The sequence below is a fragment of the Actinomadura formosensis genome (assembly GCF_050948385.1).
GTDB lineage: Bacteria > Actinomycetota > Actinomycetes > Streptosporangiales > Streptosporangiaceae > Spirillospora > Spirillospora formosensis.
In genome coordinates this window covers 2,844,625-2,864,973 of the sequence record NZ_CP192011.1, presented here as the reverse complement: position 1 = coordinate 2,864,973, position 20,349 = coordinate 2,844,625, and the positions used below count along the sequence as shown (strand labels likewise).

21 protein-coding genes are annotated in these 20,349 nt (G+C 73.7%); 6 read left to right on the top strand and 15 right to left on the bottom strand.

Features of this window, described 5'->3' with window-relative positions; all coding sequences use genetic code 11:
• Nucleotides 1-9 precede the first annotated feature (9 nt).
• The 13 genes from lgt to ACQP1N_RS13495 form a co-directional block, all read right to left on the bottom strand.
• Nucleotides 10-1,245, bottom strand: coding sequence for a prolipoprotein diacylglyceryl transferase (gene lgt / locus ACQP1N_RS13555; RefSeq protein WP_084262741.1), 1,236 nt, complete (start codon nt 1,243-1,245; stop codon nt 10-12).
• A gap of 43 nt (nt 1,246-1,288) precedes the next feature.
• Nucleotides 1,289-2,137 carry a DsbA family protein gene (locus tag ACQP1N_RS13550; protein ID WP_084262742.1) on the bottom strand — a complete coding sequence of 283 codons (849 nt, stop codon included), beginning with the start codon at nt 2,135-2,137 and terminating at the stop codon, nt 1,289-1,291.
• Between the two features lie 112 nt (nt 2,138-2,249).
• Nucleotides 2,250-3,029: a DsbA family protein gene (locus tag ACQP1N_RS13545; protein ID WP_433231585.1), complete on the bottom strand. Its 780-nt coding sequence runs from the start codon at nt 3,027-3,029 to the stop codon at nt 2,250-2,252.
• Nucleotides 3,030-3,088: 59 nt separating this feature from the next.
• A complete protein-coding gene (locus ACQP1N_RS13540) occupies nt 3,089-3,583 on the bottom strand; it encodes a vitamin K epoxide reductase family protein (protein ID WP_433231582.1) in 495 nt (164 codons plus the stop codon).
• A gap of 145 nt (nt 3,584-3,728) precedes the next feature.
• The gene (gene trpA / locus ACQP1N_RS13535; protein ID WP_067795696.1) at nt 3,729-4,541 is read right to left on the bottom strand and encodes a tryptophan synthase subunit alpha; all 813 of its coding nucleotides are present in this window, start codon (nt 4,539-4,541) and stop codon (nt 3,729-3,731) included.
• Entirely contained in the window at nt 4,538-5,770 is a 1,233-nt protein-coding gene (gene trpB / locus ACQP1N_RS13530; protein WP_433231578.1) for a tryptophan synthase subunit beta, read from the bottom strand. The genes trpA and trpB overlap by 4 nt, the downstream gene beginning before the upstream one ends.
• A gap of 208 nt (nt 5,771-5,978) precedes the next feature.
• Nucleotides 5,979-6,785 (bottom strand): indole-3-glycerol phosphate synthase TrpC, encoded by an 807-nt coding sequence (gene trpC, locus ACQP1N_RS13525; RefSeq protein ID WP_067795701.1) that lies wholly within the window; start codon nt 6,783-6,785, stop codon nt 5,979-5,981.
• A gap of 101 nt (nt 6,786-6,886) precedes the next feature.
• On the bottom strand, nt 6,887-7,372 hold the full coding sequence (locus ACQP1N_RS13520) for a DUF2752 domain-containing protein (protein ID WP_433231576.1): 486 nt from the start codon (nt 7,370-7,372) through the stop codon (nt 6,887-6,889).
• Between the two features lie 35 nt (nt 7,373-7,407).
• Nucleotides 7,408-8,076 carry a response regulator transcription factor gene (locus ACQP1N_RS13515; RefSeq protein ID WP_067795704.1) on the bottom strand — a complete coding sequence of 223 codons (669 nt, stop codon included), beginning with the start codon at nt 8,074-8,076 and terminating at the stop codon, nt 7,408-7,410.
• Nucleotides 8,073-8,672, bottom strand: coding sequence for a Trp biosynthesis-associated membrane protein (locus ACQP1N_RS13510; protein WP_067795706.1), 600 nt, complete (start codon nt 8,670-8,672; stop codon nt 8,073-8,075). The genes ACQP1N_RS13515 and ACQP1N_RS13510 overlap by 4 nt, the downstream gene beginning before the upstream one ends.
• The gene (gene hisI, locus ACQP1N_RS13505) at nt 8,669-9,055 is read right to left on the bottom strand and encodes a phosphoribosyl-AMP cyclohydrolase (RefSeq protein WP_067795709.1); all 387 of its coding nucleotides are present in this window, start codon (nt 9,053-9,055) and stop codon (nt 8,669-8,671) included. The genes ACQP1N_RS13510 and hisI overlap by 4 nt, the downstream gene beginning before the upstream one ends.
• Before the next feature lie 119 nt (nt 9,056-9,174).
• Nucleotides 9,175-9,381, bottom strand: coding sequence for a cold-shock protein (locus ACQP1N_RS13500; protein WP_018657218.1), 207 nt, complete (start codon nt 9,379-9,381; stop codon nt 9,175-9,177).
• 247 nt (nt 9,382-9,628) lie between these two features.
• Entirely contained in the window at nt 9,629-10,300 is a 672-nt protein-coding gene (locus ACQP1N_RS13495) for a TIGR03085 family metal-binding protein (protein ID WP_067795712.1), read from the bottom strand.
• Nucleotides 10,301-10,486: 186 nt separating this feature from the next.
• Here ACQP1N_RS13495 and ACQP1N_RS13490 point away from each other — a divergent pair, with 186 nt between their 5' ends.
• Genes ACQP1N_RS13490 through ACQP1N_RS13480 form a run of 3 tightly spaced genes read left to right on the top strand, consistent with a single transcriptional unit; the run spans nt 10,487 to nt 15,378 of the window.
• Nucleotides 10,487-12,289 carry an ABC transporter ATP-binding protein gene (locus tag ACQP1N_RS13490; RefSeq protein WP_433232695.1) on the top strand — a complete coding sequence of 601 codons (1,803 nt, stop codon included), beginning with the start codon at nt 10,487-10,489 and terminating at the stop codon, nt 12,287-12,289.
• Entirely contained in the window at nt 12,286-14,067 is a 1,782-nt protein-coding gene (locus tag ACQP1N_RS13485) for an ABC transporter ATP-binding protein (RefSeq protein WP_433231573.1), read from the top strand. The genes ACQP1N_RS13490 and ACQP1N_RS13485 overlap by 4 nt, the downstream gene beginning before the upstream one ends.
• A 54-nt stretch (nt 14,068-14,121) precedes the next feature.
• Nucleotides 14,122-15,378, top strand: coding sequence for a hypothetical protein (locus tag ACQP1N_RS13480; RefSeq protein ID WP_242608915.1), 1,257 nt, complete (start codon nt 14,122-14,124; stop codon nt 15,376-15,378).
• 63 nt (nt 15,379-15,441) lie between these two features.
• Here the strand turns inward: ACQP1N_RS13480 and ACQP1N_RS13475 are convergent, their stop codons facing one another.
• Complete coding sequence (locus ACQP1N_RS13475) at nt 15,442-16,062, bottom strand: 1-hydroxy-2-methyl-2-butenyl 4-diphosphate reductase (RefSeq protein ID WP_165488416.1); 621 nt, start codon at nt 16,060-16,062, stop codon at nt 15,442-15,444.
• A gap of 124 nt (nt 16,063-16,186) precedes the next feature.
• On the opposite strand from ACQP1N_RS13475, the gene ACQP1N_RS13470 reads away from it, so the two are divergent.
• The 3 genes from ACQP1N_RS13470 to ACQP1N_RS13460 all read left to right on the top strand — a co-directional run bounded on the left by ACQP1N_RS13470 (nt 16,187) and on the right by ACQP1N_RS13460 (nt 19,495).
• Nucleotides 16,187-16,522, top strand: a complete 336-nt coding sequence (locus tag ACQP1N_RS13470) for a hypothetical protein (protein WP_067795727.1) — start codon at nt 16,187-16,189, stop codon at nt 16,520-16,522.
• 18 nt (nt 16,523-16,540) lie between these two features.
• Nucleotides 16,541-17,716, top strand: coding sequence for a winged helix DNA-binding domain-containing protein (locus ACQP1N_RS13465; RefSeq protein ID WP_433231570.1), 1,176 nt, complete (start codon nt 16,541-16,543; stop codon nt 17,714-17,716).
• Between the two features lie 87 nt (nt 17,717-17,803).
• The gene (locus ACQP1N_RS13460; RefSeq protein WP_433231568.1) at nt 17,804-19,495 is read left to right on the top strand and encodes a CocE/NonD family hydrolase; all 1,692 of its coding nucleotides are present in this window, start codon (nt 17,804-17,806) and stop codon (nt 19,493-19,495) included.
• A gap of 4 nt (nt 19,496-19,499) precedes the next feature.
• Here the strand turns inward: ACQP1N_RS13460 and ACQP1N_RS13455 are convergent, their stop codons facing one another.
• Nucleotides 19,500-20,345, bottom strand: a complete 846-nt coding sequence (locus tag ACQP1N_RS13455) for an ATP-grasp domain-containing protein (RefSeq protein WP_433231565.1) — start codon at nt 20,343-20,345, stop codon at nt 19,500-19,502.
• Nucleotides 20,346-20,349: the final 4 nt, after the last annotated feature.

Here is a 20,349-nt window from a genome sequence, read left to right as displayed (position 1 = left end):
CGCCGTTTCCTACTTCCCGTCCGTGACGGGCTCCCCCTTTTGCACCCGGCCGGGTTCGGTGGCACCGTCGTCCTCATTGTCGCCGGTCTCGGGAACCGGTTCGGCCTCCGGGGCCTCGTCCGGGACCTCGTCCGCCGGCTCGTCCGTGCCGGAGCCCTCCTCCGGCTCGTCCGCGCCCGTCTCGTCCTCGGGGCCGGACGCATCCTCCTCGCCGTCCGCCCCGTCCGCGGGCTCCCCGGCGTCGCCGGTGGCCTCGGCCGCCGGATCCGCCTCGTCCGCGGGATCCGCCTCGTCCGCCGCGCCGGCCTTCGTCCCGGTCTCGGCAGCCTCGGTGTCCGCAGCCCCGGTGTCCGCCGTCGCGGGGACGGCGGCGGGGGCTCCGGAGGCCGTCTCGGCCACCGGGCGGCCCACGTTCTCCGGGCCGGTGCGGTCACGGGCCAGGTACAGGTAGGCGACCGCGCCGAGGAACAGGATGATCGACGTCCAGTCGTTCAGCCGCAGGCCGAGGATGTGGTGGGCCTCGTCGATGCGCAGCGCCTCGATCCAGCCGCGTCCCACCGTGTAGGCGGCGACGTAGAGGGCGAACGCGCGCCCGTGGGTGAGCTTGTAGCGGCGGTCGGCCCAGATGACGAGGACGGCGACACCGACGCACCACAGCGACTCGTACAAGAACGTCGGATGGTAGGTCGCGACGTCGGCGTACTTCGGGTCGAGGGCGGGCCCGCCGTCCAGCATCGGGCGGTGGTTCTGGTCGATCTCCAGCGCCCAGAAGGTGTCCAGCGGGCGGCCGTACAGCTCCTGGTTCCAGTAGTTGCCCCAGCGGCCGATCGCCTGCGCCAGCGCGATGCCGGGCGCCACCGCGTCGGCGAGCGCAAGGGGCGAGATGCCGCGCCGCCGGCAGCCGATGACCCCGCCGACCGCGCCGAGCGCGACCGCGCCCCAGATGCCGAGGCCGCCCTTCCAGATCTCCAGCGCCCGGACGGGGTCGCCGCCCTCCCCGAAGTACCGCTGGTAGTCGGTGACCACGTGGTAGAGCCGCCCGCCGACCAGGCCGAACGGCACCGCCCACACGGCCACGTCGACGATCACGCCCGGGGCGCCGCCCTTGGCGGCCCAGCGCCGCTCGCCCAGCCAGACCGCGGCGACGATGCCAAGGATGATCATGATGGCGTAGGCGCGGATCGGGACGGGCCCGAGGTGCCAGACGCCCTGCGAGGGACTCGGAATGTAGGCGAGCTGGTGCATGACCGTTGACGTTACCGCCTCCCGGGCGCGGCGCGCGCCCTCTCTACCACCGCAACGAGGCCGCGGCCTGCGACGTGCCGTCCCGCCCGCCGGTCGCCGCGCCGCTGGACCGCGGGCCGCCGGACGTGGGCGCGTTGCCGCCGGCCTTCGCGACGGCCTTCTTCAGTGCGTCGGGCGAGCCGAGAACATCGTTGCCGACCTTCTTCCCGTTCAGCGCCAGGTACGGGGTGGAGTCGACCCCGGCCCTCCCGGCCTGGGCACTCGCCTGGTTCACGGTCTTCATCTGCTGTTCACCGTTGACGCAGGAGGCGAAGGACGGGTCGGTGACGCCCAGGTCGGCCGCCCACCTGATCAGTTCCTGCGGCTCGAAGCCCTTGTCCCCCTCCACGGGCTGCTCGGCGTAGAGCCGGTCGTGGTACTTGACCCAATGACCGGCGGGCATGCAGGCGGCGGCGTTCGCGGCCCGCCGCGAGTTCGACATCAGCGGTTCCTGCTGGAACAGCTGGAAGGGGCGGTAGACGACCTTGAGCCGGCCGTCCGCGGCGAGCTGCTTCATCGTCCCGCCGAGCCGGGCCTCCATCGCCTTGCACGCCGGGCACTGGAAGTCCTCCCAGACGTCGAGGACGGGGGCGTTCACCCCCGGCTGCGCCATCGCGACCGAGCCGTCCGGCTGCCGGGTCGCGGGCGCGAGCGCGCCCTGGTAGCCGCGGGGGGCGGGCGAGCCGCCCCGGCCGGACAGCGCGACCACGACCACCACGACCACGACCGCCGCGGCGGCGACGGCGCCGAGGACGACCAGCAGCGCGCGCCGCCGCCGTCCCCGGGCCGCCGCCCGTGCCCGTTCCTCCGCGAGCCGCCGCCGTGCGGTCGGCTCCCTGCCCTGCTCGCTCATCGATCCCCCGATCGGCCACTACTCTGCGTACTTCCATGCACCTACGAGCGTAGCGGGGGCGGCGGGCCGGGGCGCCCGGAAGCGCCGGGCCGGGGTCACTCGCCCGGCGGGGTCACTTCTTCCCGGCCGCGCGGGCGGCGTCGATGGACACGCGCAGCCCCGCGGGGTTCATGAACTGCTCCTGGTCGAGCTTCTTGCCGTCCAGGAACACCGTCGGCGTGCCCTGGACGCCGCGGTCCTGGAACGCGTACTTGGTCATCGCGTCGACCGTGGACTTCTTCTGCCCGTCCCGGACGCACTTCTCGAAGTTCGGGTCGGTGACGCCGACGTCCTTGCCCCACTTGACGAGGTCGTCGGGCGAGAAGCCCTTCTGGCCCTCGGCGGGCTGGAACTTGAAGAGCGCGTCATGGTAGGAGATCCACTTGTCGGCCGGGACGCACAGCGCCGCCTCCGCCGAGCGCAGCGAGTTGCTCCGGACCGGGTCCGGCTGCCCGCCGAACAGGTGGAACGGCCGGTAGACGACCTTGACCTTGCCCTGCAGCGCCAGTTCCTGGACGGTCTTGCTGGTGGCGTCCTCGAACTGCTTGCAGACCGGGCACTGGAAGTCCTCGAATATCTCCAGTTCGGGCTTGGTCACCCCGGCCTTCGCCATCAGGATGGAGCCGTCGGCCTGCCGGCTGAGCGGGGCGAGCGGGCCCTTGTGCGCCTCGGCCCGGCCGTTCTTGCGCTGCTGGTCGACGATCAGGACGGTCGCGACCACGATCACCGCCACGGCCACCACCGATCCGAGGACGATGGCGAGCAGCCGCCGCTGCTTCTCCCGCGCCGCCTGCCGCTTGCGCTCAGCGGCCAGGCGCTCTCTCGCGGACCGCTCTCGTGCGGCCTTGCTCATTAGGTTCTCCTATGGATGCGGACCCGGCGCCGCCACCCTGCGGCGCGGTAACGGCGAGACTAGTCGACCTGGCCGACCCGTCGGAATTCGTCGGCCAGGACGAGAAGGAACAGCAGCACGGTGACGGCGTGGACCCCGGTGCACCACAGGCAGATCTTGTGCAGGATCGCCAGCTCGACGGTGACGAGGTAGACGACGAACAGCATGCCCACCGCGACGCTCGCCACCCGACCCCAGCGCAGCGGCGGCCAGGTCGAGCGCAGCGCCCACGGCGTCAGCAGCGCACCGAACGCGACGAAGAAGGCCAGCCCGAACAGCGGCATCGGGACGCCGAGCAGGGTGGAGTACTCGCTCGTCGTGACCGCGTGGCAGTCGATCGCCGAGGACGCCGAGCACACCAGCGCCTTCTCGTCGTAGTGCGTGATCGTCAGATAGACGGAGATCCCCAGCCCGGTGAGCGTCAGCACCCAGGCCGCGACCTGGAACCACGCGGGAGGCAGCGGCGGCGACGCCGCCGCCTTGGCCCGGTTCTTGGCCGTCGTCTCTTGCGTCATCGTGATCCTTCCGGAACCGCCTTCGCCGGCGGACACACCCTAGTGGAGGGCACCGGCACCACAAGCATGAACTCGGCGGCGGTCGCGCCGAGTTCCCGTGACGGCGCTCCGGCGGTCCGGAACGCCGTCACGGGACCGTCCGGAATCAGCGGCCGGCGCGGACGCCCGCCGCCAGTTCCTCGGTGAGCGAGCGGACCCCGGCCAGCCCGGAGGCGAGGTCGGGGGCGTCCAGCAGGCGGCGGATGAACGCCGACCCGACGATCACACCGTCGGCGAAGCCGGCGACCTCGGCGGCCTGGGCGCCGTTGCCGACGCCGAGCCCGAGCCCGACGGGCAGCCCGGTACCGGCCTTGTCGATGATCGCGCGGGTCCGCTCCACCAGGCGCGGGGCGCCGGTGTCGACGGCGGAGCGGGCACCGGTGACGCCCATCAGCGAGGCCGCGTACACGAAGCCGCGGCACGCCCCGGTGATCGTCTCGATGCGCTCGTCGGTGGAGCTGAGCGCGACGAGGAACACGCGGTCCAGGCCGTGGGCGTCGGACGCCTCCAGCCACTCGCCGCCCTCCTCGGGCGTGAGGTCGGGAGTGATCAGCCCGGAGCCGCCGGCGGACGCCAGGTCGCGGGCGAACCGGTCGACGCCGTAGCGGTCGACGGGGTTCCAGTACGTCATGACGAGGGTCGGGACGCCGGTGGCGGCGACGGCCTCGACCGTGCGGAACACGTCGGCGACGCGGGTGCCGCCGACGAGGGCCCGGTGGACGGCGTCCTGGATGGTGGGGCCGTCCATCATCGGGTCGGTGTAGGGCAGGCCGATCTCGATGGCGTCGCAGCCCGCGTCGACCATGGTCTTGGCGGCCGCGACGGCGCCGTCGCAGGTGGGGAACCCGGCGGGCAGGTAGCCGACGAGCGCGGCACGCCCTTCGGCCTTGGCCTTGTCGTAGGTGGTCTGGACGGTCACCGGCCCTCCTCCTCGGGCATCAGGCCGAAGAAGGTGGCGGCCGTGTGCATGTCCTTGTCGCCGCGTCCGGACAGGCACACGATGATCGTGGCGTCCGGGCCCAGTTCCCCGCCGACCTTGAGCGCGCCGGCGAGCGCGTGCGCGGACTCGATCGCCGGGATGATCCCCTCGGTGCGGCACAGCAGCGCGAACGCCTCCATCGCCTCCGCGTCGGTGATCTCGCGGTACTCGGCGCGGCCGGTGTCGTGCAGCCACGCGTGCTCGGGGCCGACGCCGGGGTAGTCGAGGCCGGCGGAGATCGAGTGGGTGTCGAGGGTCTGGCCGTTGTCGTCCTGCAGCAGGTAGGTCCGCATGCCGTGGATGACGCCGAGGGAGCCGCCGACGAGCGTCGCGGCGTGCTTGCCGGTGGCGACGCCGTCGCCGCCCGCCTCGAACCCGTACAGCCGGACGGACTCGTCCGGGATGAAGGCGTGGAAGGTGCCGATCGCGTTGGAGCCGCCGCCGACGCAGGCGACGACCGCGTCCGGCAGGGCGCCGGTCATGTCGATGCACTGCTGCCGCGCCTCGACGCCGATGACGCGCTGGAAGTCGCGGACCATCACCGGGAACGGGTGCGGGCCCATCACCGAGCCGATGCAGTAGTGGGTGTGGTCGACGGTGGCGACCCAGTCGCGGAACGCCTCGTTGCAGGCGTCCTTGAGGGTGCGGCTGCCGGTCTTCACCGGGATGACCTCGGCGCCGAGCATCCGCATCCGGGCGACGTTGAGCGCCTGCCGCTCGGTGTCGACCTCGCCCATGTAGACGGTGCAGCTCAGGCCGAGGAGCGCGGCGGCGGTGGCGGTGGCGACGCCGTGCTGGCCGGCGCCGGTCTCGGCGACCAACCGGGACTTGCCCATCCGGCGGGTGAGCAGCGCCTGGCCCAGCACGTTGTTGATCTTGTGGGAGCCGGTGTGGTTGAGGTCCTCGCGCTTGAGCAGCACGCGGGCGCCCGCGTGCGCGGAGAAGCGCTCGGCCCCGGTCAGCAGGCTGGGACGGCCCGCGTAGTTCGCGAGCAGGTCCTCCAGTTCGGCGGTGAAGGCGGGGTCCTGCTTGGCCGCCTCGAACTCGTGGGTCAACTCGTCCAGCGCCGCCATCAGCGCCTCGGGCGCGAACCGGCCGCCGAAGCGTCCGAAATGGCCGGTGGCGTCGGGTACGGCTTCAGCACCGCGCGCGGCGGTGTCCATGGTCATGGGTAAACGCGTCCTGTCGTGGGAGAAGTGGCCGTCGGATCGGTGGGGTCCTCGACTAGCCCCGCCATCGCTCCCGGAGCGGTTCGACCTGCATGCCCCTCACCCTATCGAGTCCGGCTATCGAGACCCTATCGAGTCCGTCCATCAAGTCCGCGGGCCCGGCCCGGCCAGCGCCGGCGGGAACGCCCCCGCGTCCCGGCAACGCGGGTCAGCCGCCCTGCCGCAGCGCCGGATGGGCGCCGGCGGCGACGAGGTCGGCGACCGCGGCCCGCGGGTCCCGGCCGATGACCAGGCTCTCCCCCACCAGCACGGCGTCCGCGCCGCTGGAGGCGTAGGCGAGCAGGTCGTGCGGGCCCCGCACCCCCGACTCGGCGACCTTGACGACCTCCTTGGGGAGGGTCGGCGCGACCCGGGCGAACACCCCCCGGTCGACCTGCAGGGTGCGCAGGTCGCGGGCGTTCACGCCGATGACCTTGGCGCCGGCGTCGACGGCGCGGGCCGCCTCCTCCTCGGTGTGGGCCTCGACGAGCGGCAGCAGCCCGATGGACTCGGCCCGCTCGACCAGCGACACGAGGGCGTCCTGCTCCAGGGCGGCGACGATCAGCAGCGCGAGGTCGGCGCCCGCCGCCCGCGCCTCCCACAGCTGGTAGGAGGTGACGATGAAGTCCTTGCGCAGGACGGCGACGTCGACGTTCGCGCGGACGGCGGCGAGGTCGTCCAGGCTGCCGCCGAACCGGCGCCGCTCGGTCAGCACGCTGATCACCTTGGCGCCGCCGGCCTCGTAGTCGCGGGCGAGCGCGGCGGGATCGGCGATCGCGGCCAGCGCGCCCTTGGACGGGCTGCTGCGCTTGACCTCGGCGATGACCGTCACGCCCGGACCGCGCAGCGCCCCGAGCGCGTCCCGCGGGGCCGGGGCCTTCGCGGCCTTCTCCTTGAGGGCGTCGAGCGGGACCTCGCGCTGCCTGTCGGCGAGATCGGCCCGGACGCCTTCGATGATCTCGTCCAAAACACTCAAGGTCGCAGGCCCCCTATTTCAGGTCGTTCCGTGCACCGATCGTAGCCGCCCCCTCGGACGCCTTCCCCACCCGGGAGGGCCGTCCGGCGGGCTTGTGGCGCTCAGGGCGCGAGTACATGCGCGAACGGCAGGTTGCGGACGACCCAGTAGACGATCAGAAGGCCGACGAACGAGTACACCACCGCCGGCTTGAACAGGACGGTCCGCATGGGCAGCCCCTGCGCCGTCATCACCGTCCACCTCACGTACAGGTAGGCGAAGACCGGCAGCATGAGGAACAGCAGCGGGTTGAACCCGAACGCGGTGCCCACGTCGCCGTGGGCCAGCGCGTAGACGAGCCGCGTCATCCCGCAGCCGGGGCAGTAGTACCCGGTCATCATCAGGAACGGGCAGCTCGGGTAGTGGCCCGCCTCGTTGGGGTCGCCCCGGAACGCCACGATCAGGGTTCCGGCGACGACGCCGCCGAGCACCGCCGCCTGGGGCAGGAGCGCCCGTGCCGGTCCGTGCCGCGCCGGTCCGTGCCGCGCCGGTCCGTGCCGCGCCGGTCCGTGCGCGTGCTCCTGTGGTGGGACGGATACGCCAGTCACGGGGTCCACGATAGGCGACACCCCCCCGAGCGCCCTCACCCGTCCAGGACGTAACCGACGCCGCGGACGGTCCGGATGGGGCTCCCTTCACCGAGTTTGGCGCGGAGCTGCGCGATGTGGACGTCGACCGTGCGGCTTCCGGCGCCGGCGCCCGGCCCCCACGCGGCGTCGAGGAGCTGCTCGCGGGTGAAGACGCGGCCGGGGTTGGCCATGAGGTATTCGAGGAGGTCGAACTCGGTGACGGTGAGGGTGACGCGGCGGTCGCCGACGACGGCGATCCGGTCATGCGGGTCGAGGGCGATGGAGCCTGCCCGCAGGGGGGCGGGCGCGGCGGCGGGGGTACCGCGGCGGAGGGCCTCGGCGACGGCGCCGACGAGGGCGCGCGGGCCGAACGGGCGGGCGATGTGGTGGTCGCCGAGCACGCGGGCGGCGGCGGGGTCGAGGGGGCCGGTCACGGCGACGACCGGCGCGGGACGGGCGGCGTCGGCGACGCGCCGGTAGAGGTCGGCCGGCAGCGCGGCGGTGGACAGGTCGAGGACGACGACGTCGGGGCGGCTGTGTTCGGCGGCGGCGGGCGCCCGGCCGGGGTCGGCCTCGATCTCGACGTCGAAGCCCTCCCGGGAGAGGTAGCGGCGCTGCAACTCGGCGACGGCGGGATCGTGCTCGATCACGAGGACGAGGCCACCGCCACCGTCGGTGCTCATGACCGCCCGTTCCGCCGGGCGGTCGGGTCCTCACCGCGGTCCAGGGAGCGCCACATCGCGGACGGGTCGTCCGGCACGGCGGCTTCCTTCGCGGCGGGCCCGCGCGGGGCTGCGCGTTCGTAGCGGGCCGACATGCCGGGCCAGCGCGTCCCGCGGGCGGCGGTGAGGAGACCGGCGGCGACCAGCAGGATCCCGCCGGCGACCGAGACCGTCCACCACAGGTTCACGTGCAGGGCCGGGTCGGCGCCGAGCTTCAGCAGGGCGCTCTTGTCGCCGGCCGCGGACAGCACGTTCGGACGCCGGACGGCGGCGGCCGACGCGCAGGCGATCCCGACGCCGAACAGCGCGATGAGGACGCCGACGGCCGCGCGCACCCGGCCGCGGGTGGCGAACAGGGCGGCGAGCCCGGCGAGGCCGGCCCAGCCGAGGGCGCCCGCCGCGCCGCCGAGGTCGCCGCCGGTGAGGGTCTGGGTGAACGGGGTGATGGCGTCCTCGGCCTTGACGGTGGCCCAGCCGCGCCCGGCGGCGAGCAGCACCAGGCCCGCGCCGGTGGCGCACAGCAGCGCCGTCAGTCCGCGTTCACGCCCGGGTGTCATGAGGTCGGGTCAGGGCGTTCCCCGACCACGGCGGGAAGGACGTCGGCGTCCCAGCAGGTGCGGTCGCCGGTGTGGCAGGCGCCCCCGACCTGGTCGACCTTCACCAGCACGGCGTCGGCGTCGCAGTCCAGCGCGACCGACTTGACCCACTGCTGGTGGCCGGAGCTCTCACCCTTCACCCAGTACTCCTGCCGGCTGCGCGACCAGTAGGTGCAGCGGCCGGTGGTGAGGGTGCGGTGCAGGGCCTCGTCGTCCATCCAGCCGAGCATGAGCACCTCGCCGGTGTCGTACTGCTGGGCGATGGCGGGCACGAGCCCGTTCGGGTCGCGCTTCAGTCGAGCTGCGATCTTCGGGTCCAGATTGCTGGACGGTCGTACGGACATGACCGAGAGTTTATTGCAGCCGCGTCCGCCTCCGACCTCTGCGGGCGACGGCCCCCACCGGCACGAAGGGCCCGCTCCCCCGGCGGAGGGGGCGGGCCCGGACGTACGGCTATCGGGTGTTACAGGGGGACGACCTGGTCGGCCTGCGGGCCTCGGTTGCCCTGCGTCACCTCGAACTGGACGCGCTGATTCTCGTCCAGCGTGCGGTAGCCGGAGCTCTGAATGGCCGAGTAGTGCACGAAGACGTCCGGACCGCCGCCGTCCACGGCGATGAATCCGAAGCCCTTCTCGGCGTTGAACCACTTCACGGTGCCCTGCTGGGGCATGTCTTTCTCCTTGCGGCAAAACCTGGGCCCACACCTCGCGGGCCCGTGCGGTCGCTGCGGAACGCTCTCGCCCCCGGTACGGTCCCGGAAAAGCCAAAACGCCCGCTGCCATCAGTCCGCGGGCGTCTGCACGATCGAGAACCACGACTGCAACCGACCGCCCCACAGTATCACCGCTCCGCCGTAAAGCGGAGGAGCCGCAAGGCACGTGATTCTTCTCTTGGCGAACCCTGCCGTTACCTGCCCGTTAAAGACTCCAACCGACCTCGGTCAGGCCCTTGACAGCGCCCGTGTCCCCGGTGATACGGACGTTCGCGACGTCCCGGCGGCCCAGCGCCCACAGGACGAGTTCGCCGACCGGGCCGTGCACGCGCACGGCTCCGCGCGGGTGCCGGCCGTGCGCCGGCACCCGCAGGCTCCGGCCGTCCGGTTGCACCAGCGTTACCTCGACCTGAACCTTTCTTAGGACAAAGCGGGCAATTTTTATCCGTCGCCAGAGCACTTCCCGGAGTTCCGGGGAGATCTCCCGCGGCTCCCAGTCGGGACGTGCGCGCAGGACGTCCTCATGGTGAACAAAGAACTCGACACCGTTCGCGATTTTGTCGACTCCAGGAAGCGCGTAGGGCGAGAACTTCGCCGGTCCGTCCCGAAAGCGTTCCACCAGCCGGTCGAACGGGACGGACCGCGCCGTACGGCGCCGAACACGCTCGGTGTAGAAGGACAGCGGGGGCAGCAGTATTCCGGGGGCGGTGTCCGGGCGGTTCTCCCTGACGACGAGATGGGCCGCCAGGTCGCGGGCGGTCCAGCCGGCGCATTTCGTGGCCGCGTCCGGTCCCGCCTGCGCCAGCGCGGCGGCCAGCAGCAGCCGTTCGCGGCGGACGGGCCCCGGCTCGGCGGGGCCGTCCTCGGAGGTGCTCATCTGGTGATCGTAAGCCGTCCGGGGACCGCCGGGAATAAGCGCCGCGGCCGGATGGTAGGCAATGGGCAGGCCCGGTACACCCCCTGGCGCGGTCGCTCGGGGGCCTGTCCCGGGCACCGTCGTGATCGAGGAGTCGCCGTGCCACCTGCGTCCAGACGCGTCAGCCCACACGTGCTCAGGGAGGGGATGGGCGTGCTGTGGGTGGCGGTGAAGGCCGAGCCCCGGGTGTTCACGGTGTCGGTGCTCGCCAGCGCCCTGTACGCGGCGATGACCGTGGCGACCGCGCGGGTGCTGGGCTGGGCGGCGGAGAAGGTCGTGCTGCCGGCGTTCGCGGCCGGGCACACGACGGCCGGGGCACTGGCCGGGGCCGCCGCCGTGATCATGGCGGTGGCGGCGCTGAAGGCGCTCGGCGTCGCGGGGCGCCGGTTCTACGCGGGCCTCATGCAGTACCGGCTGCAGGCGTCCTACCGCCGTTCGGTGACCCGGCAGTACCTGCGGCTGCCACTGGCGTGGCACCACCGGCACCCGACCGGGCAACTGCTGTCGAACGCCAACGCCGACGTGGAGGCGGTGTGGGCGCCGATCGCGCCGCTGCCGATGGCGGTCGGGGTGGTGTTCATGCTGCTGATCGCGGCGGTGTCGATCCTGGTGACGGACCCGGTGGTGGCCGCGGTCGGCTTCCTGGTCTTTCCCGCCGTCGCGCTGATCAACATCGTCTACCAGCGCCGGCTGTCACCGGTGGCGACCCGGGCGCAGCAGTTGCGCGCGGAGGTCAGCGAGGTGGCGCACGAGAGCTTCGAGGGCGGCCTGGTGGTCAAGACCCTCGGCCGGGAGGCGGCGGAGACCCGGCGCTTCGCCGAGCGGGCCGAGGCGCTGCGCGACGCCAACATCGCGGTCGGCCGGATCCGCGGGCTGTTCGACCCGGTGCTGGAGGCGCTGCCGAACCTCGGTGTGCTCGCCGTCCTGCTGATCGGGTCGGTGCGGCTGGAGTCCGGCGCGATGTCGCCGGGCGACCTGGTGAACGTCGCCTACCTGTTCACGCTGCTGTCGTGGCCGATCCGGGCGCTCGGCTGGGTGCTGGGCGAGGTGCCGCGCAGCGTCGTCGGCTGGAAGCGGGTCCGCGGCGTGCTGGACGCGAGCGGCTCCCTCCCGTACGGGGACGGGGTGCTGGGCGGCTCCGGCGGGGCGACCGAGCTGGAGGTCCGCGAGATCCGGTTCGCCTACGAGACGGCCGAGGAGAACGGGGACGGTGAGCGCCGCGTCCTGCACGACGTGTCGTTCGCGGCGACTCCGGGCCGGACGATCGCGGTGGTGGGCCCGACGGGGTCCGGCAAGTCGACGCTCACCTCGCTGCTGGTCCGGCTCGTCGACCCGGCGGACGGGGCCGTGCTGCTGGACGGCGTCGACCTGCGCGACGTCCGGCGCGGCGGGGTCGCGGCGACGGCGGCGCTCGTCCCGCAGCAGACGTTCCTGTTCGACGACACCGTGCGCGGCAACGTCACGCTCGGCCTGGACGTCCCGGACGAGCGGGTCTGGGAGTCGCTGCGGCTCGCCCAGGCCGAGGGGTTCGTCGCGGCGCTCCCGGACGGGCTCGACACGAAGGTGGGCGAGCGCGGGGCGACCCTGTCGGGAGGTCAGCGGCAGCGGCTCGCGCTGGCCCGCGCGCTGGTGCGGCGGCCCCGGCTGCTCGTCCTGGACGACGCGACGTCCAGCGTCGACCCGCAGGTGGAGGCGCGCATCCTGCAGAGCCTGCGGGAGGCGCGGTCGGACGAGGCGGGCCGCGCGACCGTCGTGGTGGTCGCCTACCGCAAGGCCACGATCGCGCTGGCCGACGAGGTCGTCTACATGGAGCACGGCCGCGTCGTGGCGCGCGGCACCCACGCCGGGCTGCTGGAGGGCCCGGAGGGTTACCGCAACCTCGTCAACGCCTACGAGCGGGCCGAGGCGGAGCAAGAGGCGGTCGAAGGCGGCGAGGAGGCACTGGCATGACGGTCCTGAACGGCACGGCGGCGGCCGAGGGCGCGATCAGCACCCTGAGACGCGGGCTGCGGCTGAGCCCGGAGTTCCGCGCGGGCCTGGCCGGGACGCTGGCGCTCGCGCTGGCGTCGACGGCGGGACGCGTGGTGGTGCCCATCGCCGTCCAGCAGACGATCGACAAGGGCCTCGGCCGCCCGGACGGCCCCGACATCGCCTTCATCCGGACGGCGGTGCTGCTGTGCGCGGCGGCCGTGCTGGTGACGGCCGTGTGCGCGTACCTGATGAACGTGCGGCTCTACAGGTCCTCCGAGGGCGGTCTCGCGGGGCTGCGGGTGCGGGCGTTCCGGCACGTCCACGACCTGTCGATGCTCACCCAGAGCGGGGAGCGGCGGGGCGCGCTGGTGTCGCGGGTGACGAGCGACGTCGACCAGATCAGCCAGTTCATGCAGTCCGGCGGGCTGATGTTCATCGTCTCGATCGGGCAGTTGCTCGTGGCGAGCGTGCTGATGGCCGTCTACTCGTGGCCGTTGGCGCTGCTGGTGTGGGCGGCGTTCCTGCCGCTGGCGTTCGCGCTGCGCCGCTTCCAGCGGATCCTGTCGGCGGCGTACTTCGGAGTTCGGGAGCGGATGGGCGACCTGCTGGCCGCGGTCGGCGAGTCCGTCGTGGGCGCCCCGGTCATCCGCGCGTACGCCGCGGAGGAGCGCACCGGCCGGCGGGTGGACGAGACCGTCGAGGCGTACCGCTCGGCGCAGACCCGCGCGCAGGCGATGGTCGCGTTGACGTTCCCGGTCACCGAACTGGTCGCCGCCGTCGCCACCGCCGGTGTCGTCGTCGCCGGCACCCTGCTCGGCATCGCCGGGGAGGTGTCGGCCGGGAAGCTCATCGCGTTCCTGTTCCTGGTCACGCTGTTCGTCAGCCCGATGCAGACGGCCACCGAGGTCCTGAACGAGGCGCAGAACGCGGTCGCGGGCTGGCGCCGCGTGCTCGGCGTGCTGGACACCGTCCCGGACGTCGCCGACCCGGGCGAGGCGGGCGAAACGCTGCCGCGCGGCCCGATCGAGGTGCGGTTCGAGTCGGTCGGCTTCGCCTACCCGGGCGGCCCGCCCGTCCTGCACGACGTGAACGCGGACATCGCGCCCCGCAGCCGCGTCGCGATCGTCGGCCAGACCGGCTCCGGCAAGACGACGTTCGCCAAGCTCCTCACCCGGCTCATGGACCCCGCCTCGGGCCGCATCCTGGTGGACGGGGTGCCCCTCGACCGCGTCCGCTTCTCCTCGCTGCGCGAGCGGATCGTCATGGTGCCGCAGGACGGCTTCCTGTTCGACGCGTCCCTCGGCGACAACATCCGCTACGGCAGGCCCGGCGCGTCCGATGAGGACCTCGTCCTCGCGCTCACCGAACTGGGCCTGGCCGACTGGCTGGAGGGTCTCCCGCAGGGCCTCGGCACCCCCGTGGGCCAGCGCGGCGAGTCCCTCTCGGCGGGTGAGCGGCAGTTGGTCGCCCTGGCCCGCGCCTACATCGCCGACCCGGACCTCCTCGTCCTGGACGAGGCGACCTCGGCCGTGGACCCCGCCACCGAGGTCCGCATCCAGCGCGCCCTGGACGGCGTGACGCGGGGCCGCACGGCGATCGCCATCGCCCACCGCCTCTCCACCGCCGAGGCCGCCGACGAGGTGATCGTCTTCGAAGCGGGCCGCATCGTCCAGCGGGGGTCCCACACCGAGCTGGTGAGCCGCCCCGGCGTCTACGCGGACCTGCACGCCTCCTGGATCGCCCAGCGCACCCTGTGACGGGCGAGCACAAACTACTTGCCCGTTATCTGGTCTCGTGCGCATTCTGCTGGGGTGAGCAATGAGGTCGTGGTGGAATCGGCGGGCACGCTGCACGGTCAGCTGCAGCGAGGTCTGGGGAGGGCCGCGCGCCGCGCGGCGGACAGGCCGGGGGCGGGCGAGTACGTGTACGCCTGCATCCGGCGGGATCCGCGGTGGGATCGGCAGTGCGAGTCACGGCGGTTGTACTACGCCCGGTTGATGGTGGACCTGGAGTTGTCGTCGGGGCCGCTGGCGGAGCATCTCTTCGATGCGGCCGACCACACCGATCCGGACGAGTGGCGGGTCGATCTGGCGTTGGGCGTGCTCGCGGACCTGGTGCGGCTGAGCCGGCGGGAGGCGGCGGTGCCGCTGCGGCGGTACGCCGAGGAGGGCGCGCAGTGGTTCGACGCGGTGGCCGAGCTGATCGACCTCGCGGATCCGTCGCTGGCGGCCGGTCTGGACGAGCTGGTGGCGGCGCGGTGCGACGACGCGGACCTGACGCTGCTGATCCCGGGCCGGCGCAACCCGGTGATCGAGGCGTGGGCGGCGCGGCAGCCGCGGGTGGCCGAGGCGCTGGCGCGGCAGCGGGAGGCGGGCCGGGCGGCGCGGCGGGCGATGGTGGCGGCCCCGGCGCGCGACACTCAGAGCGACGCGGAGCTGCTGGATCTGGCGCGGCGGCGCGGGGAGGGCGCGATCGCGGCGATCTTCGAGCTGGGCCGGCGGCGGACGCCGGCGCTGCTGGATCTGGCGGAGGAGCTGCTGCCGCAGCGGCCGAGCAGATTCGGCGGGGCGGTGTGCCGGGCGCTCGGCGAGTACGGGCCGGAGACGCTGCCGCGGGCGCGGGCGTGGGCGGCCGCGCGGGGCGGCTGCGCCGACATGGGGCTGCGGATCCTCGCCCGGTACGGCACCCGGCAGGACATCCCGCTGCTGATGGACGAGCTTCGCGGGGCCGTCGCCCGGCGCGAATGGGCCGGTGCCGCGAGCCCGATCGAGGGGCTGGGGCGGCTGCGCGCGGGCGAGGCCGTCCCCCTGTTGAAGACCGCTTGGGCCGAGTCCACCTATGCCTATCTGAGACCCCGCATCCTGACCGCGTTGACGAGAACGGCCCCGCACACGGCCGAGTCCTACACCGTCGAGGGGCTGTGGGACTGCGAAGAGGGCGTCCGCGCCGAGGCCGCCCGGTACGCGCCGCTGACCCGCGAGACGGGGCTGCGGCTGCAGCGGCTGCATCACGACGGCGCCGAGGAGCCGGACGTGCGCGCCGCGGCGGCCGCCCGCCTGATGACCTGAGCACCCGCCGAGCCGCGTCGAGCCGCGCCGGGGCACGGCGCGGGCCGGGGCACGGCCCGCGGCTCACCGGGCCGCGGTGCCCTCTCCGCCGCGGACCAGCAGGACGCTCCAGCGTTCCAGGGCGGGGCCGGTGCGCGCCAGGACGCGCCGCGCGGCCAGCCCGCGGCCGATCGTGCCCGGATGCCACAGCGGATGCCCGGGGCCGTCCACGACGACCCGGACGGCGGCGACCGGCAGCGTGGCGGCGCGTGCGGCGATCACGGCCGACTCCATGTCGGCGGCTCGCGCGCCCTGCGCCGCCCAGACCGCGCGTTCCTTGCCGTGGACGACATGATCGGTGGTCACGAGGGGGCCGACCTGCACGTTCAGGCCGTCGCGGATCAGCTCCCCGGCGAGCAGGCGCGGGGCGCTGCACGGCACCACCGTGCCTTCGGGGCCGCGGATCTCGTCCGCGACCAGGACGTCGCCCGGCCGCAGCCGCCCGTCGAGCGCGCCGCCGAAGCCGACGGTGACGAGGGCGGCGCAGGCGTCCGGCAGCCGGTCCGCGCGCCGGGCGCGGTAGCCGACGACCACGACCGGCGTCCGGATGAGCCCGCGGCGGACCGCGCGGGCCTCGACGCGCAGCGCGGCGCACACCACCGGGCCGAGCATCGGCGCATCCCCGTCCTCACGATCCGCGGTCACCCGTCCAGCGAAACACGAGGTCACCGGAAGATCCAGCCGCGTCACCGCGCGGTACCGCATTCGTCCCGGTGAGATCGGCCCCGGGGAGGGTGGCGGCGGCCCGGCATGCCCCTAGACTCCCGGCATGACCTCCTTGCCCCTCCGGCGGAAGCTGGCCGTCCTCCCGTTTCTCGCGCTGTCGCTCGGCGCCGTGGCCGCGTGCGGCGGCGAGAACAGCAAGACCTCCTGCGACGTCAACTCCTGCACGGTGACCTTCGACCGGGGCGTCGACGCGAGCGCGTCCGTCCTCGGGGTGAAAGCGGAGCTCGTGAGCGTGCAGGGCGAGACGGTCACCCTCAAGATCGCGGGCCAGACCGTGACCGTGCCGGTGGGCGACGGCGAGCAGGCGGAGGGGTTCACCGTCTCGGTCCAGTCGGTCACCAAGGACAACGTCGTCGTGAAGATCTCCAACAACGGCTGAACCCGTTAAGATTCGCACATGCGTTCGATGAAACCGGCGGAGCGGCGGGCCCGGCTCGCGCTCCGCCACCGGCTCGCCCCGCCGGCCCGGACCGACGACGTCCTCGGCATCGCCCGGTCCATGGTGGTCCTGCACGCCACCGACCCGGCGACGGTGTTCCTGTCGGTCGCGGCCCGCAGCGTCGAGGCCGGCCCCGGCGCGGTGGAGCGGGCCCTGTACGACGACCGGACGCTGCTGCGGATGCTCGCGATGCGCCGGACGATGTTCGTCGCGCCCGTCGATCTCGTTCCGGTGCTGCAGGCGTCCACGGCGAACGGGCTGGCCGCCAAGCAGCGCGCCACCTATGCGCGGCTGATCGAGCGCGGCAGCGACATCTCCGGCGTCCCGTCCTGGTTCGCCGAGGCCGAGGAGGCCGCGCACAAGGCGCTGCTGGCGCGCGGCGAGGCGACGGGCGCCCAGCTCAGCGCCGACGTGCCGGTGCTGCGGACGCAGGTCGACCCGGCCCCGGGCAAGTCCTACTCCCGTCCCACGAGCGTCACCACCTGGGTCCTCGTCACGCTCGGCTGCGAGGGCCGCATCGTGCGGGGGCGGCCCAACGGATCGTGGACCAGCAGCCAGTACAGGTGGTCGCCCGTCGAGGCGTGGCTGCCCGGCGGCATCGAGGACGTCCCGGCCGGCGAGGCGCGCACGGAGCTCGTCCGCCGCTGGCTGCGCGCGTTCGGCCCCGCCCCGGTCGCGGACCTGAAGTGGTGGACGGGCTGGACCGCCGGTGACGTCAAGAAGGCCCTCGCGCCGCTCGATGTCACCGAGGTCGATCTCGGCGGCGGCACCGGGCTCGTCCTGTCCGACGACCTGGAGCCGGCGCCCGAACCGGAGCCGTGGGCGGCGCTGCTGCCCGCGCTCGACCCGACGCCGATGGGCTGGCGGGAGCGCGGCTGGTTCCTCGGCGGCCACGGCCCGGCGCTGTTCGACCGGAACGGCAACATCGGCCCGTCGGTGTGGTGGGACGGCCGCATCGTCGGCGGCTGGGCGCAGCGCAAGGACGGCGAGATCGCCGTCCGCGTCCTGGAGGACGTCGGCGCCGAGGCCGGGGCGGCGATCGAGCGGGAGGCGGCGCGCATGTCGGCCTGGTACGGCGACGTCCGCGCGATCCCCCGCTTCCGCACCCCACTGGAACGCGAGCTCATGTCCTGACCGGGGGCGACACCGGAACGTGATGCCCGCCCACCTCCGCGGGCGGATATCCTACCGAGTAGTAGGGAAATCGCGGATGGAGGCGGCATGGCTCTCTGGAACCGACTGCCAGCTCCATCGATCAGGCTGCCCCGCCCCCACGGGCTGACCCGCTACACCGTCCAGCGCGACCTGCCGGTGACCATGCCGGACGGCGTCACGCTGCTCGCCGACCGGTACACCCCCGCCGGTGTGGAGCGTCCGCCCACGATCCTGGTGCGGACCCCCTACGGGCGGCGCGGACCCGCCGCCCTCGCCAACGGGCTGCTGTTCGTCCCGTTCGGCTTCCAGCTGGTCGTGCAGAGCACGCGCGGAACATCCGGTTCCGGCGGCGAGTTCGACCCGCTCGGCCACGAACGCGACGACGGGCTCGTCACCGTCGAGTGGCTGAAGCGGCAGCCCTGGTTCCACGGCTCGTTCGCGACGTTCGGCCCCAGCTATCTCGGCTACTCGGCGTGGGCGCTCGCCGCCGAGGCCGGTCCGGAGCTGAAGGCGATGGCGCTGCAGATCACCGCGTCCTCCTTCCGGGACGCCGCGTACGTGGGCGGGTCGTTCGCGCTGGAGTCCACGCTCACCTGGACCGACCTCACGCACCGGCAGCAGCGCCCGCTCGGCATGATCACCGCGCCGCTGGTCTCCCGGCGCCGGGCCGTGCGGGCCGCCCGGTCCGGCCGCCCCCTCTCCGAACTGGACATGCTCGCCGGCGGGCAGTCGATGCGCTTCTACCAGGACCTCCTCGCCAACCACGCGACCCCCGGCGGCTACTGGGACCGGCGCGACTTCAGCGGGACCGTCGGCCAGGTCAGCGCGCCCGTCACCCTCCTCGGCGGCTGGTACGACGTGTTCCTGCCCTGGGAGATCAAGGACTACCTCGCGCTGCGCTCCGCCGGGCACGCCCCGTACCTGACCATCGGCCCCTGGTGGCACACCGACGCCCGGCACGGCCTGCCCGGCATCCGCGAGTCGCTCGCCTGGTTCCGCGCCCACCTGCAGGGCGACCCGTCCGGGCTGCGGCCCGACCCCGTCCGCCTCTACATCACGGGCGCCCGCGAGTGGCGCGGCTACCGGGACTGGCCCCCGCCCGGCATGCGGCAGGTGCGCTGGCACCTGCACGCCGGCCGCGGCCTCGGCGAGGACGGCCCGCAGGACCACCCGCCGAGCACCTACACCTTCGACCCGGCCCGCCCGACGCCCGCGCTCGGCGGCCCCACCCTGCTCGGCAGCTCCCGACCGGTCGATCACCGGCCGCTGGAGCGCCGCCCCGACGTCCTGGTGTTCACCTCCCCCGTCCTCACCGACGACCTGGACGTGATCGGCCCGGTCGGCGCCGACCTGTTCGTCCGCTCCGACCGCGAGCACACCGACTTCGTCGTCCGGCTCTGCGACGTCGCCCCGGACGGGACGTCCCGCAACGTCTGCGAGGGCGGCCTGCGCCTGCCCGCCGTCGCCGACAAGCCCGTCGGGACGGACGGCGTCCGCCGCATCGCGGTCGACCTGTGGCCCGCCGGCCACCGCTTCGCCCGCGGCCACCGCGTCCGTGTCCACGTCACCAGCGGCGCCCACCCCAAGGTCGCCGCCAACCCCGGCACCGGCGAACCCCTCGCCACCCCCGCTACCCGCATGCTCAAGGCGAACCAGGAGGTCTTCCACGACCCCGGCCGCCCGTCGGCGATCATCCTCCCGATCGCCGAGCACTCGCCCGAGTCGGCGACCCCGGCCCCCGAAGAGGACCCCCTGTAGCCGCCTAGAGGCGGGCGGCGATCGCCTTGGCGAACCGCTCCGCGCTGCCGGGGCCGTGGTGGAGGTAGAGGCTGGGTTCGGTCAGTTCGAGTTCGATGATGAGCGGGGCGCCGTCCGGGCCCGGGACGAGGTCGACGCGGGCGTAGAGGGGGTCCTCGCCGCCCGGGACGGCCGCCAGGGCGCGGACGGCGACGTCCAGTTCGGCGTCGGTGGCCGTCGCGGCGGTGACCTGGCCGCGTGCGGTGTCGTCGCGGACGGGACCCTGGATTCCGGCTCCGGCGGTGAGGATCTGGGCCTTGCGCCCGGCGTGGCTGTACTCGCCGTCGCAGAAGACGAGGGCCGTCTCGCCGGCGGTGTCGACCGCGGGCAGGTACGGCTGGACCATCGCCGTGCGTCCCGCGTCCCGCAGGGAACGCAGGTGGGCGCGGGCCCGGTCCTCCTCGCCCGGGCCCCATCGGGCCGTGTCGCCCGAGCCGATGGAGACGGCCGGCTTGATGACGTACTCCGGCCATCCGGACGGGATGTCGCCGGGGTCCCACAGGGTCGGCACGACGGGCAGGCCCGCGTCGGCGAGGTCGCGGAGGTAGCGCTTGTCGGTGTTCCACCGGACGATCCCGGCCGGGTTCAGGACGCGCGGCAGGCCCTGCGCCCACGCCACGAACTCCTCGCGGCGGGACGTGTAGTCCCAGGTGGAGCGGATGACCACCAGGTCGTACCGGGACCAGTCGACGTCGGCGTCCCAGATGACGGGCTCGGCGCCGATGTCCAGGCGGGCGAGGGCGCCGATCAGGTCCTGGACATCGTCGCTGCCGCCCGGCAGCAGGGAACAGGTCGCGAACGCGATGGTCATGCGG